This window comes from Shimia gijangensis (assembly GCF_900142085.1).
GTDB classification, from domain to species: Bacteria; Pseudomonadota; Alphaproteobacteria; order Rhodobacterales; family Rhodobacteraceae; genus Shimia; species Shimia gijangensis.
In genome coordinates this window covers 1-19,580 of sequence record NZ_FQZQ01000035.1, presented here as the reverse complement: position 1 = coordinate 19,580, position 19,580 = coordinate 1, and the positions used below count along the sequence as shown (strand labels likewise).

The 19,580-nt window shown below is 54.1% G+C and carries 7 protein-coding genes and 1 pseudogene; 5 read left to right on the top strand and 3 right to left on the bottom strand.

Annotation, left to right across the window (positions count from 1 at the left end; all coding sequences use genetic code 11):
* The 5 genes and pseudogenes from BUC32_RS18880 to BUC32_RS20505 form a co-directional block, all read left to right on the top strand.
* Positions 1-312: pseudogene (locus BUC32_RS18880) on the top strand (mechanosensitive ion channel domain-containing protein); the annotation flags it as partial.
* A 270-nt stretch (positions 313-582) separates the two neighbouring features.
* Positions 583-2,079: an ATP-binding cassette domain-containing protein gene (locus tag BUC32_RS18875; protein ID WP_073256856.1), complete on the top strand. Its 1,497-nt coding sequence runs from the start codon at positions 583-585 to the stop codon at positions 2,077-2,079.
* Positions 2,076-3,989, top strand: a complete 1,914-nt coding sequence (locus BUC32_RS18870; RefSeq protein ID WP_073256855.1) for an ATP-binding cassette domain-containing protein — start codon at positions 2,076-2,078, stop codon at positions 3,987-3,989. Before BUC32_RS18875 ends, BUC32_RS18870 begins: the two co-directional genes overlap by 4 nt.
* Complete coding sequence (locus BUC32_RS18865; RefSeq protein WP_073256852.1) at positions 3,986-5,287, top strand: HlyD family type I secretion periplasmic adaptor subunit; 1,302 nt, start codon at positions 3,986-3,988, stop codon at positions 5,285-5,287. Before BUC32_RS18870 ends, BUC32_RS18865 begins: the two co-directional genes overlap by 4 nt.
* Before the next feature lie 16 nt (positions 5,288-5,303).
* Positions 5,304-16,883 carry a VCBS domain-containing protein gene (locus BUC32_RS20505; protein WP_139280797.1) on the top strand — a complete coding sequence of 3,860 codons (11,580 nt, stop codon included), beginning with the start codon at positions 5,304-5,306 and terminating at the stop codon, positions 16,881-16,883.
* A gap of 160 nt (positions 16,884-17,043) precedes the next feature.
* On the opposite strand, the gene terL is transcribed toward BUC32_RS20505, so the two are convergent.
* The 3 genes from terL to BUC32_RS18845 all read right to left on the bottom strand — a co-directional run.
* Positions 17,044-18,519 (bottom strand): phage terminase large subunit, encoded by a 1,476-nt coding sequence (gene terL, locus BUC32_RS18855; RefSeq protein ID WP_175556973.1) that lies wholly within the window; start codon positions 18,517-18,519, stop codon positions 17,044-17,046.
* Positions 18,506-18,964: a DUF5681 domain-containing protein gene (locus BUC32_RS18850; RefSeq protein WP_073256846.1), complete on the bottom strand. Its 459-nt coding sequence runs from the start codon at positions 18,962-18,964 to the stop codon at positions 18,506-18,508. Before BUC32_RS18850 ends, terL begins: the two co-directional genes overlap by 14 nt.
* Positions 18,957-19,580 (bottom strand): DNA-methyltransferase (locus BUC32_RS18845; RefSeq protein ID WP_139280796.1); only part of this gene is annotated, 624 nt, incomplete at its 5' end. The genes BUC32_RS18845 and BUC32_RS18850, both read right to left, overlap by 8 nt.

Sequence of the window (19,580 nt, the reverse complement as noted above, 5' to 3'; positions counted from 1 at the left end):
GATCTCGAGAAAACCAAAGAAATTCTTGAAACGGCAGCGGCTGATGAGGGCAGTTTGGTACAACATCCCGCGCCCAGTGTCCTGTTTCGCGGGTTGGGTGACAGCTCTCTGGATTTCGAGCTGCGGTGTTACCTGCGCGATGTCGACACCATGCTGTCGACGCAATCTGACCTTTTGCTTCGAATCTACGTAAACCTGTCAAAAGCGGGTATCGAGATCCCCTTCCCTCAACGGGATGTTAATTTGCGAGATTTTGGAATCAAACAAGACAGTGTCGACGTTGCACAAATTAAGACGGACATGGATCCGTAAGAAAGTATCGACGAAAATAACAATTTGTGGTGGATTTGTACTGGAAATAAGATCAACGCGTGGAAAACGTCTCACGTTTAGGTTCTAGAAACCTGATCTGGCACCATATCATGTGCGACGCCCCAAAGTTCGCTTTGACTATGAATTTGCCTGAAACCTCGCTTGCACTTTGTATAAGAAACCAAATTCTATTTGACCCAAGCCCAAAAAAATCTACTTCTAATCGATTGAGCACCTCTTTGCTCCAAAATATTGGGAAAACATCTTACTATGCAATTTGTGTGGCTTTCCGTTCTCTCAGTGGGTGTCAATGTGCTGGCGTTGGCTTTGCCGCTGGCTTTGTTACAGGTTTATGACCGCATTCTACCTAATCAGTCGTCAGGATCAGCGATCGTAATCTTTGGTGGCGTGTGTGTCGCTTTGGCTTTGGCGGGGCTGTTTAGATATGTTCGCTCAACCGTGTTCGCCAAAAAATCCGCCGAACTGGATCACGTTACGTCAATGAATGTGGCGCGTGCCATTCTTGCGTCTCAGCCGTCACAGAGAACAAGCCGCGCCGCAGTTGCATCAATGTCCAAAGCGCGTGATTTGCATGTCGGTCAATCGCTTGTAGCATTTTACGATGCACCGTTTGCCGCCGTTTTCCTTACGCTTGTGTGGTTTCTGGGCGGGCCGATTGTCTTGGCGCCGCTTGTTGTTATTGCGTTGGTCTCAATTGTGATGTTGGGCGGTTTGTCGGGATTTCGAACCGCTGTGTCAAAGTCTATTGATAACGAAGCTGCGCTGGCCATGCATGCCGGAAGTATGCTGTCGCACGGCGAAACCGGCATTCCCCTTCAGCGTTCCGGAATTGGGTTGAACGTTTTCGCCGGATTGCGACGTATGCATGCGGCCTTTGCGCGCCGTATCGACCACTCGAGCGTGCAACAGATGGACCTCATGCAGTCCGCAGGATTGTTGACAACGGTGGGCATTGTCGGAGTCGGCGCCTCCTTTGTTTTGGCCGGCGATATGACGACAGGTGGACTGGCTGCTTGCACCCTATTGGGGTCACGCGGGGCTGCGCAAACAATTGGAGTCGTGGCGGCGATTGTTCGCAACCAGCCGTCGCAAGTGGCGGGCAAACGTCTTGCGGCTGTAACTGTTGCTTCTGAAACAAACCCACCCCAGCAAAGTGAGGCTGCGACAGGGTGGGACATAGTCGTGCGCGGCCAAATCCTGAACGTGAAGGTCGGAGATTTTGTTTTGCTTGACCCTGACGGTCCGAATGGCCGCTCCGAGGCGGCGCAAAACTTGGCTGAGTTCGCGGCCCACACTGCGGGCGAAACAGTGATATTCGTACCTGCATTGCCCAGTTTTTTGTTTGGCACCTTGCTGGAAAACCTATCTAGGTTTGCGCGTTCTAACGAAGAAGCCGCGTTGGGATGGTCTAAAAAACTGGGCTTGGACGCGATGGTCGGGCGTTTGTCGCAAGGCTATCACACAGATCTGGCTGGTGGTCCTGCGGGTCCATTGTCTCAGGGTGCTGAAAAACGCGCGGCATTCGTGCAAGCCTTGGTTGGCGAACCTGATCTCTTGCTTTTAGACAATCCGACCGCAGGATTGGACGCCGACGGAAAGGAACGTCTGATCGCCGCCCTTGTGGAGTTGTCGCAGAAAATGGCTGTTGTCGTTGTATCCACTGATCCAAGTGTTGCGGCGGCCGCTGCAACAAAGTCATCAGACGGGCCGGGAACGCAGACCCAAAGTGGGGAGCAGGTGCAATGACAAATGATCCTTTGGACACTGATCTAAACTCTGGCCCCGCGATTGCTGCGTTTGTGCATTCCGTGGCAATTGCCATGGGTGGCCGCAGGTCGCCGATGGTGGTGCAAGATGCCTTCGCCGGTCTGACGGACCTAGCCGACGTGGATGCAGTGGCGGCCGCTTGCAATACACTTGGCATATGGGCCGCCCCGCTAAGCGGCCCACCTGTATCTTGGCGCGATGCCTTGGACGGTGCAGTTCTGGCCAAAATTGACGGATCTTGGGCGGCCATTGTGCGCCATGAGGGTGACATTCAAATCTTGCCCGAAGGCAGCGCCATAACCGAAGCCGACATTCTTGCAGCCCGCGATTTTGTGATGCTCAGAATGGTGCCTGAAGCCGGTGCTTCGTCGCTTACATTCGAATTGTTCGCGACTCGTGCCCGCAAAATGTTCCGCCATGTGATTTGGCTGTCGATGGTCATCAACCTGTGCGCGCTTTCTGTGCCATTTTTCACAATGGCCGTTTATGATCGCGTTTTAGGCGGCGGAGCGCGGGGGGCTTTGTGGGCATTGCTGTCCGGTGCTTTGATCGTATTGGCACTGATGTATGCTTTGCGTCGCGCACGGGCGCGTCTAATTACCAATGAACATGCCAGATTATCGGCAAGCATTTCCTTGGCGCTTGCCCGCAAAGTGTTTCGCCAACCTTATGCGCAACGTATTGGGCTTACGCCTGACCGAGCATTGGGTAGTTTGCGGCGTGGTGAACGCGCAGCAGATCTGTTTTCAAGCAACAACGTGGCGGCCATTTACGACGCCCCTTTTGTTGCGCTGACCCTGTTAGCCATCGGCATCGTCGGAGGGGGCATGGTTGTCGTCCCACTGCTGTATCTGGTTATGTTCCTTGTTCTTGGGCTTTTCATTGCGCAGAACCATTCCAGCACAGACCCCGAGGCTGCCAAACACGCGGCTGAAAGACAAGTGCGCCTAGAAGAGTTGGCGACCAACGCGGGCCCCATTCGCCAAAGCGGTCTTGGAACAGCTTGGATACGCCGTTTTGATCGGGTGACACGGTCTGTGTCGCGCGATGTGTTCCAATCCCAAAAGCGCAACGGCGCAGTGCAGGCTTTGGGATATGTACTTGGCACTGGCACAGCGTTGGCCACATTGGTTATCGGTTTGGAACGGGTTCTGGCAGGAACGTTTTCTGCGGGGGCTTTGATGGCTATCATGCTGCTGACGTGGCGGGTTACAGGACCTGCGCAGGCCTTCTTTCTTGCCATTCCGCGCCTCAAAACGTTACGCGGCAGCTGGGATCAGCTCAAGCTATCGCTCAGCAGGCCAACCATTTCCGGGAACGTCCACACGCAAGAAGCTTTTCCAAACACAGCGCCCGCACTTTCGGGACAGGGGCTGTATTATCGCTATCCCTCTTCCGCCACGCCAGCCGTCAGTGGATTGTCATTTGACGTGCCTGCGGGATCAACCGTTGTCATATTGGGACCAAATGGGTCGGGCAAAACAACGCTTTTGCGCCTGCTTGCCGGTGTTGTCGCGACCCAATCTGGCAGCTTTTTGGCCAACGGTCGGGCATTCGATCAGTATGACATCGACGATTACAGTTCCAAAATTACCTTTGTCCCGGCTGGAACTGCGGGTTTTACAGACCAACTGTCAGAAACCTCGACTGCATTCTTCTTGGACAATCCGGGAGAGGATGACGTGACTGGTAGCCACGATATATTGACCCGCTTTATTGCGGATCGAAAAGGGGCCGCGACAATATTTGTCGCAAGCCATGATACCAATTTAGCCGAACACGCCGATTTCGCCATTGTCCTTGATCGCGGCAGTTTGGCCTATTTCGGCCCAGTCAAGAAACCGGACGCCAGCGACACTGCCGAAGAAACCCTAAAGGAATCCACATGAAACATGAGCAACCGCAAGAACAGTTCGTCATTCATGATGGTCCAGCCTTTGCATGGGTGCAGCGCGCGGCATTAATTATGCTGGTTGGTTTGATTGCCGTCGTAATCTGGTCCGTTGTAACCCCCATAGATGAGGTCGCGAAATCCCGTGGCGCCCTTGAACCCATTTCACAAGTCCGACGCGTCGAAAGCCTGCACGGAGGACAGATCGAGCAAGTGCACGTTAAACTAGGCCAAGCAGTCGAAAAAGACGATCTTCTTGTGACATTCGACCCGATCGAAACGACGGCTGCTTTTGGTGAAGCTCGGGCAAAAAATGCTGGGCTGGAACTCGAGGTTGAACGCCTTACGGCCTATGTCGAAGACCGAAAACCCGACTTTTCCGCGCACATGAACGAGTTCCCCGAACTGATCGCCAAAGAAGACGCATCGCTTGAAGCCCAAAAAGCATTTGTCGCCTCTCAGCGCAGCGTCGTAGCCTTGCAGATAAGTGAGAAAAACGCCGAACTGGAAGCGATCAAAGCGCAACGTCCAGAATTGCTTAACCAAATCGCCGCGGTTGAAAGCGAACGCAACGTCCAAGAGGATCTGGTGACGCGCAAACTGGCTGTCAAAGCTTTGTTAGTCGCGCTGCAAGAACGGGAATCACAATACCGCTTTGACCTTGCAAAACTAGGAGGCCGAGAGGCCATCATCGGTGCAGAGATAACAGAGCTCGAAGCATCAGGTGACCGGATATTGCTTGAAGAAATCGCGAAATCGCGCACTCGAATTGTTGAAGCAATTTCAGAATTGCGCGCATTAAGCGCGCGCATCGAGAACCTTGAAAGTCGGATGGCGCAAACTGAAATTCGGGCACCTGCCAGCGGGCTTATTCAGACTTTGCCTGACGAAACCACAGGTGATGTTGTAGACCCCGGTGGGTTGGTCGCGACGATTGTTCCGATTGACGGAGGTGTCCGTTTCACCGGGCGTATCGCGCCTTTGGATGTTGCCTTTGTTGAAGTCGGTCAACCTGTTCGGTTGAAAATCGACAGTTTCAACTTTGGTCGTTACGGCGCACTGGATGGCAAAATCGAAGAAGTCTCTCCAACGACTTTGGTCGATCAACGCGGGACCGCCTACTACGAAATTGAAGTGGCACTCGCCAAGACCTATTTTCGCGACGAAAGCGATGGCCTGATGGTTCTGCCCGGCATGACGGGCGAGGCCGATATTATCACGGGGTCCAAAACCGTGTTCCAGTATATTTGGAAACCTATCTACACAAACCTAGATCTTGCCTTAAGTGAGCGCTGATAAGGAAAAGACTTTTATGACTGATAAAAGAGAAGACCCACTGGCAAAGAAAAAGATAGTTTCCAATGAAGCCAATGGGCTGTCCGAGGAAATCTTTGGCTGGGTTATCAGCGACGATTCGTCGTTTGCGCCACAAACCACTGAAGCTGCAGGGCGATCTCCTGATACCGTACCAGCACTTGATGCGTCCGCTGGAAATCGACATTTTGCGGTCTCTGAAGATGCGTTGGCCCGCGGGTTGGGGGTTGATTTGCAATCCGGCACTGCGTCAGGGAGTTCTGCCCCTCAATTGGCGCAAATATCAAGTGTCGTTCCGTTCCATGCTGTCGACTTGTCTGCGAATGGCAGTCAGCCCGGATACCAGATGCCACTTCAATCTTCAGGCGCTGTTGGGCTATCTGTGCCAGTACAAGTTGGCGCTGTGTCTGGCCATATGGCTGTGGCAAATCACCCAAATGCGCCCTCTGTCGCGGCGCTTATGGCGCGAGGCAAAGAAGATCATCCATTGGCGTTGCATTTAACGGCCGTGGACGGCGATCATCATTCTGGCAGTATGGATATAACCATAGCCGGATTACCACCCGGGGCAGTGTTGTCTTTGGGGCACGCCAACCCAGATGGATCTTGGCTGCTGCCCGCAGGGACTAACATCAATACGCTTGCCCTTGTTCCCGGCACGAATTGGTCTGGGAACGGGATGTTGGACATCGCCGCAAGACAGGTTGATGGCCAAGTGACCCATGCCGGACTGCCATTTAGCATCGCGCCCTTGCCAGATCCCGCACAAATCAGTGGGACCGACTTGGGTCATACTGTGGAAGACCGCATCTCAAATGTGAGCGGAATTCTCAATGTCGTTGATCCAGATATTGGTGAGGCCGAATTTGTCCCCTCAACTTTGTCCACGTCATTTGGCCAGCTGGTCATCGACAAATCTGGCCACTGGTCGTTCCATCTGGACAACAGCAACCCGGCGGTTCAAGGCCTTGGTCAAGGACAACAGGCCAATCAGGTTTTCACGGTCGCAACAGTCGACGGCAGCACGCACGATATTCATATTTTGGTCAGCGGTAGCAACGACGGCCCGCATTTGACGGCGGCGTCGGCGTCAGCAACCGAGGACGGCGCGATTGTCTCGGGGCAGATGGTGTCAACAGACGTGGATGGCGGCGACAGTGCGCGGTTCACCACCAGCGGCGCACTGCCCGCTGGATTTGCCATGCAGCCAGATGGCAGCTGGTCGCTCGATCCCACAGATGCGGCCTATCAGCATTTACGGCATGGAGAAACGGTCACCTATACCGTGCAGGTCACTGTTACAGATCCTTTCGGCGCGCAAGATCAGCAATCATTGACCCTTTCGGTGTCTGGAACCGACGACAAACCAATACTGAGCGCGGCAACGGCATCGGTCAAAGAGGATGGCCCTGCCGTTTCCGGCACTTTAACTGCCACGGACACGGATACCGGCGACAGGTTGACGTATTCAGCAGGCTACATTCCCCCCGGATTTGACTTGCACGCAGACGGTTCATGGTCATTTACACCGCCGACCGGAACCTATGATTATTTGGCAGCCGGACAGACGCAAGACTTGATTATTCCCGTTACCGTGCGGGACATCCATGGTCTGAGCAATGGCAAAAACCTGACGATTACGATCGTTGGGACCAACGACGCTGCAATCATCAAAGGCCCTTCGGTTTCGCAAGTGACTGAGGACCAAAATGTTGTCGCCGGTCATTTAGCTGCTGGCGGACAATTGGCGATTTCCGATCTGGACGCAGGGCAAGACCATTTCCAGGCTCAGACGCTGACTGGCGCCAATGGAGGTCAGTTCACAGTCGACGCAACTGGCCGTTGGACCTATGAATTAGACAATGCATTGCCGAATGTTCAGGGACTAAGATCTAGCGATCATTTGGTTGATTCACTAGTTGTTCACAGCGCAGATGGAACGCCCCATAGTATCTCGGTCACAATCAACGGATCTGACGACAAAGCCGTAATCTCTGGCACCCATGTTGGCGTCACAACCGAAGACGTCCAGCAACGCACCACCGGAAAACTGAACGTGATGGACCCTGACGCGGGGCAAGCGTCATTTGTGCCGCAAACATCTGCGCCCGGTTCGCATGGAACATTTTCTGTTCAGCCTGACGGTACGTGGTCCTATGTTCTTAACAACAACCAAGCGGCGGTTCAGGCACTAACAGGTGGTGGCGGCCCCCTCACTGACACCCTGACGGTTTCAACGATTGATGGCACCACACAGCAAATTACTGTGACAATCCAAGGCACCAATGACGCGCCGGTCATCGCGGGCGCATCGTCGTCTGCTGTCGAAGACGGACGCGTTGTATCAGGCCAGATGACATCAACCGACGTGGATACGGGTGACGCGCAAACTTACTCGCTGAGCCAAACCGCGCCTGCAGGCTTTTCATTGCACAACGACGGTTCTTGGTCTTTTGATCCAACCGATGCCGCCTATCAGCATCTGGCGGCAGGTGAGACACAGAAAGTCACTGTTCCCGTGACCGTGGCCGACAATGCTGGCGCGACAGATACAGGAAATCTGGTGATCACCGTGGCCGGATCCAACGACGGTCCTGTGGTGAGCGGTCCGGTCTCTCTTCCCGGCGGCTTCGAAGACAAATCTGTTCACATCACGTCTGCTCAACTTCTAGCCCACGCCACGGATGTTGACACTGGCGACACCCTCTCGGTGACGGGTCTGAGAGCCAGCCATGGCACAATCACAGGCGACGCGGCGAACGGCTTTACCTTCACGCCGGACCCGGATTACAACGGCCCGGTCCAACTGAGCTACCAAGTGACGGACGGCCAAGGCGTGACCGCTGCACAGACAGCCTCGATGACGCTGGGGGCCACCCCGGATTCGGCGGTGATCACGGATGCCATAACGGGCTTTGTAAAAGAGGATGAGCACATCACGACCTACGGGGGGGCTGGCCATCAAACACACGATTTGACGGCCACGGGGATGTTGAGCATCGTCGATCCTGACTCTGGAGAGGATCGGTTTCGGTACAGCCAGTTTGGCGAGCCAGCAGTATCCGACCCATTCGGGGGCCATTTGCGCATCTCTGCAACTGGAAGCTGGTTGTATACAGTTAACAACGAGAACCCACGTCTTCAGCAATTGGCCGCGGGCCAAATCGAACACGCAATCTACCGTGTCCACTCCATCGATGGCACGGCGCATGACATAGAAATCGAAATCCGTGGCACGAATGACGCGCCTGTTTTGAGTGCTGCGACTGCTTCGGCGACCGAGGGCGGTAGCGCTGTTTCGGGGCAAATGTCGGCGACGGATGTAGATACGGGCGACAACCAAGCTTATTCACTGGGCCAATCGGCACCGGCAGGCTTCACGATGCAGGGCAACGGTAGCTGGAACTTCGATCCCACCGACACCGCTTATCAACATCTGGCGGCAGGTACGACACAACAGGTCACCATCCCAGTCACAGTGACCGATAGCACGGGCGCGACTGACATCGAGAACCTCGTCATCACGGTGACTGGCAGCAATGACGGCCCTGTCGTGAGCGGGCCTGTTACGCTTCCGGGCGGAACCGAAGACCATGCAGTGCAGATCACAGCGACGCAGCTTTTAGAGCATGCCACGGATGTGGACACTGGAGATCGACTCTCGGTGGCAGGTCTGAGCGCGGATCATGGCGCTATAACCGGGGATGTAGCAACGGGATTCACTTTTACTCCAGACCCGAATTACAATGGTCCGGTCGTGCTTACCTATCAGGTGACAGATAGTCAGGGCGGAACCGTTGCACAAAATGCTAACCTCACGCTTGGTGCGACCCCAGATGCGGCCGTGATTACGGGCGTTGGTGCATCACTAAAAGAGGATGTCGGCGTTGGCTCAGGCTCCGGCGATCCTGGTGATCTGAGTGCGTATGGCCAATTCCATGTGGTTGACCCAGACGGCCCTGCCCAGTCACAGTTTCCCACACCAACATTTGGTGGGCTTGGGCTATATTCCGGTTCACTTGGTGGACGCCTGCAAGTCAATCCAGATGGGCAATACATTTACCATCTGAAAAACTCGATTGTTGATCACCTCAAGAACGGAGAAGAAGCTAAAGACAGCTTTGTTATTCACAGTGTCGATGGGACAACCCATTCGGTTGAATTCACCGTGGCGGGAACAAACGATGCCCCGGTCGTTTACCGTAACCTCGAAACCGAGTTTGAAGGTCGAAATGTTATCAAAGGCCAAATTTCTGCCGGCGATTTGGACCACGACGACACGGCATCTTTGATCTACACCAGCGGCACGCCCGTTGCAGGCTTCAATCTGAATAGCGACGGCAGTTATACATTTGATCCGGCAAACCCCGCATACCGATACCTTAACGACGGTGACCACAAAAATATTTCCATACCAATTACGGTCACAGATTCGGATGGGTTAAGCAACACTGGACGTCTGACCGTTCAGTTACTTGGCGTGAACGATGCGCCGGTATTGGCTTCCGCGACAGCTTCGGCGATCGAGAATGGCAACTCTGTTACGGGGCAAATGACGGCGACGGATGTCGATGGCAGCTACTACACGCGGCAATACTCGCTAGGCCAAGCGGCGCCTGCGGGGTTTGTGCTGAATGTTGACGGGTCCTGGACATTTGATCCAACTGACCCAACCTATGAGCATCTGGCAGTGGGTCAGACCGAACATGTAACTATCCCAATCACCGTAACGGACAAACAAGGCGCCACTGACACTGAGGACCTTGTGATCACCGTCACTGGAACAAATGATGGACCGACTGTTAGTGGTCCCCTTACCCTTCCCAGTGGAACCGAGGACCATGCGGTCCAGATCACGGCGGCACAGCTTTTAGCAAACGCCACGGATGTGGACGGCGATCAGCTCTCGGTGACCAGCTTGGCGGCCAGCCATGGTGCGATCTCGGGGGATGCCGCGTCTGGCTTCACTTTCACACCGGATGCAAACTACAACGGACCAGTCAGCTTGAGCTACACCGTGACAGATGGTCAGGGCGGTACGGTTGCCCAGACCGCGTCCTTGACATTGGCAGCCGTTGGCGATGCCGCTGTAATCACAGATTACAGCACCGGATTTGTCAAAGAGGATGAACACGTTAGGACCTATAGCTATGGGCAAACCCATCGTCTGACGACAACCGGCCAGTTAGCTATATCTGATCCTGACGCCGGCGAGGAGAGATTTCGATATAGCCAATTTGGTGAGCAGGTTGTTTCTGACCCGTTTCGGGGCAATTTGCGTCTCGATGACAGTGGAGGTTGGCGCTATTACGTCGATAATGACAATCATCAGCTTCAACAATTGGCTGCCGGGCAAGTTGCACACGCAATTTACCGTGTCTATTCCATCGACGGCACAGCGCACGACATTGATATCGAGGTCCGGGGCACTAATGATGTCGCCCAAATTGGCGGCGTAAAAACTGCGACCGTGGTGGAAGACACCAGTATTAATGCGGGCAACACCCTGCAAACGGGTGGAAAGCTTACCGTCGCCGATGTAGACACTGGCGAGGCGGTTTTTGTGGCACAGAGCAACGTCGCCGCCACGTATGGAACCTTCGTTGTACAGACCAACGGGGTTTGGGTTTACACGGCTGACAATAGTTTAAGAGCAATCCAAGATCTCGACAGTGGCGACCATCTAACAGACACACTGACTGTCACCACGGCGGATGGAACCACAACCACGCTGAGTGTCCGGATTGATGGTTTGGACGACCATGTCACAATTGGTGGCGCCACCTTGGGCACGGTCAAAGAGGACACGGATCTTACTTTCCTAGGGCAGTTGACGACCTCGGGAGGGGCTGCTGCAAATTCAGGCGACTTTGGCGACCATGTTTTGACGGGCCAATACGGATCTGTTGATTTGCGCAATGATGGGCGCTGGATCTACACTTTGGATCCCCACAACGCTGCGATTCAGGCATTGGCCGAAGGTGAACACCTGACTGACAAGGTCACCGTGACCGCGCGGGATGGAACCATCCAAGAATTGAGCGTTTCGATCGCAGGCACGCATGACTTGCCGGTTGTTCATGTGCCGACAACCCAAGTCGCACCGACCATCGACAGTGTCGCACAGGTGACGTCCGCAACGGCCACCACGGATTTGTCGGCATTTAGCACGCATCAGTCAGGTGCATCGATTGGCGTTCATGTTGTGGGTCTTTATGCGCCCGGCAGTGATGTGAATGTGCTGGCCGGTGTGCCTGCAGGCAGCACGCCGACAGTGACCGGGGCGTATACCCAAAGCGGAGTTTCGGGATACAGCTATATGGACACGCGTGGATGGTTCACTCAGCACGTGCCCTCAGGCGATTTTCATGCGGTTGATCCCAGCGTCCGAAACAGCTGGGACGGAGGATTGGTTCAATTTTCTGACGGCACTATCGCAAGGATACAAAAAGTCTGCGACGGAGGCCCCGGAGGGGTCGAAAAGGATTACATCTATTTCACCCCATATGCAGGCGTGAATGTCCGAACGGGTAACAGCCTGGTTTCAGGTCATGCAACTGCTGGCCAATCGGTTGCACTGTATTCCGGATCGACATTGCTTGGCACTGTGACTGCCGATGCCAACGGTGATTGGGCTGTTGGGATGGCGCAGTTGCAGAACGGCGCACATAACTTACACACCGTTATTGGCGGACACACCTCGCCCACGCAATCTTTCCAAATAACAGGCGCCCAAGTTACCGAAACGCCTGCTCTGTTGGCCCTTGGAACGATCGACGAAGGTTCTGCATCTGGGCTGGTTTCCGGCGATCTGACAGTTACCGACGTGGATGCCACAGACAATCCTGTGTTCACCGCCCAAAGCGCCACGGCAGGGTCATACGGCACCTTTGACATGGATGCATCTGGTCACTGGGCCTATCATCTGAATGACGCAAATCCGCTAGTGAACGCCCTCGGCGTTGGCCAACACTTGCAGGAAACCTTTACAGTTGATGTGACCACCAACAGTGGCGAAACTGTCCAGCAAACCATCACTGTGGCAATCAATGGCACGAATGACGGGCCGACAATTGCGCATCAGATTACCGACCTAGGTGCCACTGCAGAAGATACGCCAAGAACATTCACCGAGGCCGAGTTGATCGGGTTGTTGGGTGCCACCGATGTGGAAGGCGATACGTTGCATGTGTCAGCGATTTCAGTTGATGCGCAATATGGTGCATTTACACATCAACCAAATGGTGACTGGGTCTTCACGCCCGCACCTGACCAAAAATCTGACAACATCCCGGTTGATGTAACGGTGACGGATGGCACCACGTCCCAACAAGGGGCCGCTGTTCTAGATTTGACTTCGGTGACCGATGCTGCAACCCCCGGATTAACGATTTCAGCCGAACAACAGGTAATGGAGTTTGCCAGTGGATCGGCTAGCGCGATCTTCACGCGCGAGGCTGTGCACAACGGTGGTCCGATCTCATCCATGGCTTTAGAAATGACCGTTCTTGGAGGGCAACAAGTCGCCTCGGCCGGCGTACATGGTGCGACATTGGTGAGCTATGAAACATCACCGACTACAGATCAAATGTACGTCTATAAGCCTGATGACATGGTGGTTCGGATCGCCGGGCATAACTACGACACGCAAGTCGCAATTCTGAATGACGGCAAAGATCACAGATACAGCTTCTTATGGGACGGGCCAAAAGGGACCCTAGATGTTCTGATCGACGGCCAAGTGGTAAAACACATGGACAATGTTGCTCAAGGTCAAACGATGCCTGATGGTGGAGCTTTGGCATTTGGCGGAGATCAAGACAGTATGCGTGGCGGTTTCAGCGCTAACGACGCGTTTGCCGGGAAAATGTTTAACGCGGCAATGGCGACATCCGTTGTCTCGCCTGCGCAACTGGCAACGGCTCCGTTGGCCCAAGTAATGAATGGGCAACCCAGCCTCTTAACTTCTATCCAAATCCACAACGGTCAGGTTATTGATCAAACGGGCAACTATCACTACGACACCCATGGATCGTTTACTCATACCACTGTTGCCGTAGATACAGTTATTGCGCCACCAAACCCGGGTGCAACGCTCAAGCTTGCCGCGGATCTCGGGGCGCCGACGGATTCTGACGACCATGTTGTGCATGCGCAGTTAACCGGATTACCTGTCGGTACAATTGTATCAGACGGGACGAGCGCTCATGTCGTCACCATTTCGGCAAGTACGCCTGATGTTGATGTCGCTGGATGGAACCTTGGTGGATTGACGGCCAATCCGCCTGCGTCTTTCCATGGAAACTTCCGTGCTTCACTAATGGTAACAACCCAAGGCCCTGATGGCGCACAAGCCGTCGCAACGACCAGTGCACCGGTGATATTCGACGCGACACAACCCGTACCAGATGCAGCGATTGCAGGTGTCAGCGCCGCCACAACAGACGAAGACACTGCCGTTTCAGGTGATCTGACGATCACTGATAGCGTTGGCCAAGACCACTTTGTCGCCGCAACTCTAAGCGGCAGCTATGGAGATTTGCAGATCGAGCAGAACGGGCACTGGACCTATTCGCCCAGCTCAAAAGCGGACGTCATGGTGGATGGCGCAAAAGCTTATGAAAGCTTCATGGTCAAATCTGCGGATGGAACGCAGCAAGAAATCCACGTGACCCTTCAGGGCACCAATGATGCTCCGGTCGTCACGGCAACACAGGCAACTCCAATTGATCTGGGCGAAGCGATCGGTGGCAATACCCAATCATTCACAGACGCCGAGCTGGTCAAATTGACAGGTGCCACAGATATTGAGGGCGAAGCTTTGTCCATTGCAGGGGTTTCTGTTGATCCTCAGCTTGGCAGTTTCGCCAAAGACCCCAGCGGCAACTGGGTCTTCACGCCAGTTGCAGGCGCAGCCCATGCAGATGTGCCAATAACGATTGCTGTCAGCGATGGACACACGACAACTGATGCTTCCGGCACTTTGGATATTGGGCTTGCGTTTAGCTTGACTGCGATCAGTCAGGATACCGGGCTCAGCGGGACGGATTTCATAACCAAAGACAACACATTGGTGTTCTCAGGAGAAGGGACACCGGGCCACACGATTTATTCTATGGGACGCGGCGGTCAAACCACCGTTGACGCAACCGGGCATTGGCAGATTGACATGTCATCCATTCGTTTGTGGCCAATGGATTACACGTTCAATTTCTACGACTTGGAAAGTAAAACCCAGATCACACAGAAGGTCACAATTGTTCGCGACGATCCAATTCTTTTGATCAACAGCGTTGGTGGTGATGACCTAATTGACAGTGGCGATCATGGTAAACCCTTGGATATCTCGGGCGAAGCCCACAATGTTCTGGATGGCAGTCTTGTAGACATTGAGATTGCAGGAAAACATTACACTGGCACGGTTCACGGTGGACAGTGGACGGTTACTATTCCCGGTGCGGATCTAAGCGCGCTTGCAGATCAAAACCTGCTTTTGAATGGAACCTTGACGGGCGTGGGCGGCGAATCCGCGACCGCACAGCACCATTTGGTTGTCGCGGCTGACCCTCTTTCATTACATGCCACCGCGAATTTGAAAGAGGACGCGACTGTTACGGGAATGGGACAGCTGTTCGCAGGTCAACAAGTCGGATCAGTCGATCACCCAGGAACCTACCAAGGGAATTTCGGAACACTGGTCGTGGAAGCGGACGGTCGCTATACATACACATTGGATAATGGCGCAAAATCGGTTCAGGCCCTTCTGTCAGGCACCAGTTCACAGGACAATTTTCTGATACCAATCACCGAAGCCTCGGGCCAAACGCATTCCGCCGTCGTGGGCGTTGCAATCTCTGGAACAGATGATGCCCCAGTGATCAGCGGTACTTTGGAAGCAGAACGTGCCATAAGGCCTGGCCAGTTTACCAACTTGCACGCGTCGGGACATTTGGATGTGACGGACGCAGACTCGCAAAGTGTATCGGTAACGATAAATGGTCAGTCTTGGACGCCGGGTACATCGGCATCGATCAACACCCCGTCTGCACGACTACAAGTCTTAGCAAATGGGGACTGGAGTTATGAGCTCATCCATCCTGGACCGGCTCAAGACGCGTTGTTGGCCGGAGCAGCGGCAGGCACGCCACAACATGAAACATTTGACGTTGTCGCAACTGATGCAGAAGGGCATGTGACCAAAGAACAATTGGTCGTCACTATTGCGCCAGATGGTACAGATTTCACTCTTCGGGGCGAAATGCGCGCCGCTGTAACCGAGGACATCGTGTCCAGCACAGGAGGACATCTTGATCCCGTCAGTGGCACCGGGACCCAAGATCAAACCGGCGTTTACAGTTGGGGGATAGATCCAAACTCAACTGGGTCGCATGGTGATTTCACCGTCGATGGAAAAGGAAATTGGCACTACGCACTGCATGATCAAGACGTCGCAATTCAGGAGCTTGGCCAAGGCGATCTGTTGCAAGATCATGCAACGATCGTTGCGACAGACAGCACAGGTAAACAATTTTTGCGTGAAGTCACGGTTGATGTCATGGGCAGCAACGACGTGGCAATAATCGGAGGCCACCATGTAGGTACGGCTACTGAAGATGGCACACCAGGTGTGACGGGCCAATTAACCGGCACTGACGTCGACAAAGGCGACACCGTGACGTTCGATGCGCAATCCGCCGCTGTGGGTACATACGGGACATTTGACATCGCCGCTGACGGGCGTTGGACCTATCATTTGAACAATCAAAGTGCCGCAACTCAGCAACTTAGTGGCGGCCAAGTAGAAACGGAAACATTTACGGTCATTGCCAGATCTACAGACGGAGCGATTATTCATCAACAAATCTCGGTCAACGTGTCTGGTCACGAAGATGCCCCAGTGATCTCAGGCGCGTTCAGTGGATCTGTGACAGAGGATTCATCCGCGCTTTCCACGGCCACGGGACAGGTTACAACGAGCGATGCAGATGCGGGTGACAAACCCGTCTTTTCTGCGCAATCCAGTGTTATCGGCACCTATGGCACGTTCTCAATAGATGAGCATGGTGCCTGGAATTACGATCTGGACAACACGAATGCCGCAACCCAGGCTTTGAACTCTGGCAGCATTGAGCATGAAACATTCCAAATTTCAGTTCACACTGCGGATGGAGAGACTGAAACACACGATGTGCAAATAGAAGTTCACGGAACGGACGAAGGGGCGGTTTTGCCACCGCCACCTCCTCCCGTGCCGGATGCAGTAGTTTTGCATGATGCCAGCGCTCCGGAAAGCGCACCAGCGGACATATCACTTTATCTGGATGCCGTTACAGATGGCCAAGCTGCGTCGAATGACGACGGGGCCGGTGTGCACGATATGTCGCCCTATTTGGACGCGATAGGAGTATTTGACACAGGTAGCGAAAATTTCAGTCCACCGGAAATTCAGATGGACCCACATTTGCTCGACATGGACGGTGTGCCAGAGGATCAGCAAGATGATCCAATTATTCCACTGGCAGATGACCCCACGGATGACGTCATGCCACCAGAGCCAATAATTGACGAGAACACTTGACGGGCCGATACGACTTTAACCATTGGCGTGAACAAGACTACGTAAGTATCGTTGGTATCGAGCTCCCGATTTGAACCTATCCGAACACCGACATCCGCCTGTGTAGCGCTTTAGCCAGCACGCCCCGGGTATCCCTCCATCCTGTGTGCCCCGACCTTATCTAGCGCCGCAGCCTCTCCCTGCTCCGCTCCCGTCGCTGGACATTAATCGGATGTTCACGCCCCAGGGCGCGATTGAAGCCATTTCCCTTCGACCAGTTCAGGAATTGGCTAAAGCTGTCCACCTGATCATCGTTGCGTCCGCGAGGAAAGGACTGAAGCTCGCGCTTGAAAGTGGGTAGCCACGGCGCATCAGCCGGCAAATAGATTTTACCCTCCTCAACAGGAGCGCAAGCCGACTGGAAGCGCGTCTCCTTGTCTTTGTCAGGCCTGATACGTTCGTAGCGACGCCTCTCATCCCGGAACAGCTCATCAAAAAGAGGTCTGCCGGTCGCCGCATCTTCAATCAAAACCCGATCTGGATTCCACTCGCGCACCAGCTGCAGTGTCTTTGCCTTGAGATCCGGATAATCAAGCTGCCCACGCCAAACATCAAGAAGATGCCAGGCGTTTTCTCTAAAACCCCAAGTCGTGCAAACCGAGAAGTCAGATCTCGGATCCGCTGATGTGCCCGTATCCCAACTTTGAACGACCAACTGATACCAGTTGCGGTCTTCAACCCGCTCATAGGTGTTGAACCATTCCCACCGAAGAGGGGAACCATCCGGCGCAATCGGGTTTTGCTGATACTGGCAGTTGAAGACCGCGGAACCCATCTCACGACGCATGCGATCAAGGGTGTTTTGATCCAGGCGCGACGCGAAGAGAAGATCCCCGGGCTGTCGGCGATGCAAACGAGCCTGCCCAATCGGAATGTTTTCATTACTTTCTGCAATCGCAGGCAAATTCAGGTGCTTATATGTACCTTTGTCGAGCAAATACCCAGGCGGATCCATCTCGTGCAACCGCTGTGCCACCATGATGACGCGCCCCTCAGCAGGGTTGTCAAAACGCGACAGTAACGTGCCTTCGATAAACTCTTGAGCGCGAATCAGTTCAGCCTCAGAACTGGCATCCCCCGCCTTCAGAAGATCGTCGATGATGATGTAATCAGCACCATGTCCAGTTACGGAACTGCCGATAGAGACAGCTTTCCGGCTGCCCCCCATTGTTGTCCGAATTTCTTCAGACGTGTTGCCTTTCTTTGCCAATTGGGTTTGTGGAAACATCTCCCGGTACCAGCGCGAAGACATCACCCGACGGCAATCTTCAGAATGCTTGCGCGCCAGATCAAGACCATAGCTCGCCACAATGATCTTGGCCGAGGGATAATGCCCCAGCAGAAAGGCCACATACGCGACAGCCACCGTTACTGATTTCAGGCACCGGGGCGGGATGTTGATCACCAGGCGTTTGTTCCCTCCCACACGCACGTCATCAAGCTCATAGCACATTGCGCGCACGTGCCAGGCGGGCTCGAACTTGTCATTTGCCCCATGATGGAGAGTGTCAAACACCTTCCACACGAACGGAAAGAAGTTCTCCCTGCAGACCTCACGAGACGCCTGCAGGATCACTTTTGGATCAAGACTCGTCATCTTCCGTCTCCCAATGCTTGAAGTGCTCATCGTCATCATCGTCATGAACAGGCTCTTCATTTGCGGGTGCACGCTCAAGAAAATCCCGCAGAATGTTATAGTCGACGGCTTCCGGCTCTTCAGGTGCTGTCACCGGCTCGGCGTCGCCAGACGTGACGCCAAAAAGCTCGGGATCAAGTTTGAGAATGGCCATCATGGCTGGCATCTCGCCTTTGAGACCTTTGGCTGCAAGCTGCTTGGCCAACGCTTCCGCTTTGGACATGCAAACTTCGCGAGTGCCCTCACGGACCGTAATCTTGGCTTCCAGCTCACGCTTCAGGCTGGCAAGGATACCTTTTGCACCTTTTGGGCGCCCCTTGGCATTGCCAGATTGGCCCTTCTTGAACTGGCCGCTCTTAGGAGGCTTGCCGTAGCCTACCTTATAATCCTTTTTCTGATCAGACATTGGCCAACTCCTTACCGGGGGTTTGTGTTGTTTGCGCTGCACGCTCATCAAAGCCCTCGCCCGTCTGAGCATGAACGGCTTTCTCACCGGTCATTGCCTGCCAGCGGCGGATAGCAACATCAACGTAAAGCGGATCCAACTCGATCAGACAGGCCTTGCGGCCGGTCTTTTCCGCGGCGAGCAATGTGGCTCCTGATCCACCAAATGCGTCCAGCACCACATCGCCGCGGTGGGTAACATCCATGATGGCATCCGCCACCAGCTGCGTTGGCTTCACCGTGGGGTGATCTTTCAAATCCGCATCGCGCCCAATGCCGAAGCTGTTCACGCCTGCATAGTCCCAGACATTGGTACGGTTGCGGCCATGCTTGCCCAGTTCCACATTATTGATGTGTGCCGCGCCGGGTTTCTTAAAAATGCAAACCATCTCATGCTTGGAACGATAGAGACTGCCCATGCCACCGTTGGTTTTGTTCCACACACACAGATTGATGAGATCGAAGCCGCACGCCTTGGCAGTTTGAACCGCCCCGGGTTTACCGGAGAGTAAAACACTCCAAAGGTGAGCCTTATGACGAAGAAGAAACATACCCCCGCTTATCCGGCCGAGCTGCGT

Coding starts and splice junctions, on each gene's coding strand:
- BUC32_RS18875 (WP_073256856.1), top strand. CDS start 583: ATGCAATTTGTGTGGCTTTCCGTTCTCTCAGTGGGTGTCAATGTGCTG.
- terL (WP_175556973.1), bottom strand. CDS start 18,519: ATGACGAGTCTTGATCCAAAAGTGATCCTGCAGGCGTCTCGTGAGGTC.
- BUC32_RS18870 (WP_073256855.1), top strand. CDS start 2,076: ATGACAAATGATCCTTTGGACACTGATCTAAACTCTGGCCCCGCGATT.
- BUC32_RS18850 (WP_073256846.1), bottom strand. CDS start 18,964: ATGTCTGATCAGAAAAAGGATTATAAGGTAGGCTACGGCAAGCCTCCT.
- BUC32_RS20505 (WP_139280797.1), top strand. CDS start 5,304: ATGACTGATAAAAGAGAAGACCCACTGGCAAAGAAAAAGATAGTTTCC.
- BUC32_RS18865 (WP_073256852.1), top strand. CDS start 3,986: ATGAAACATGAGCAACCGCAAGAACAGTTCGTCATTCATGATGGTCCA.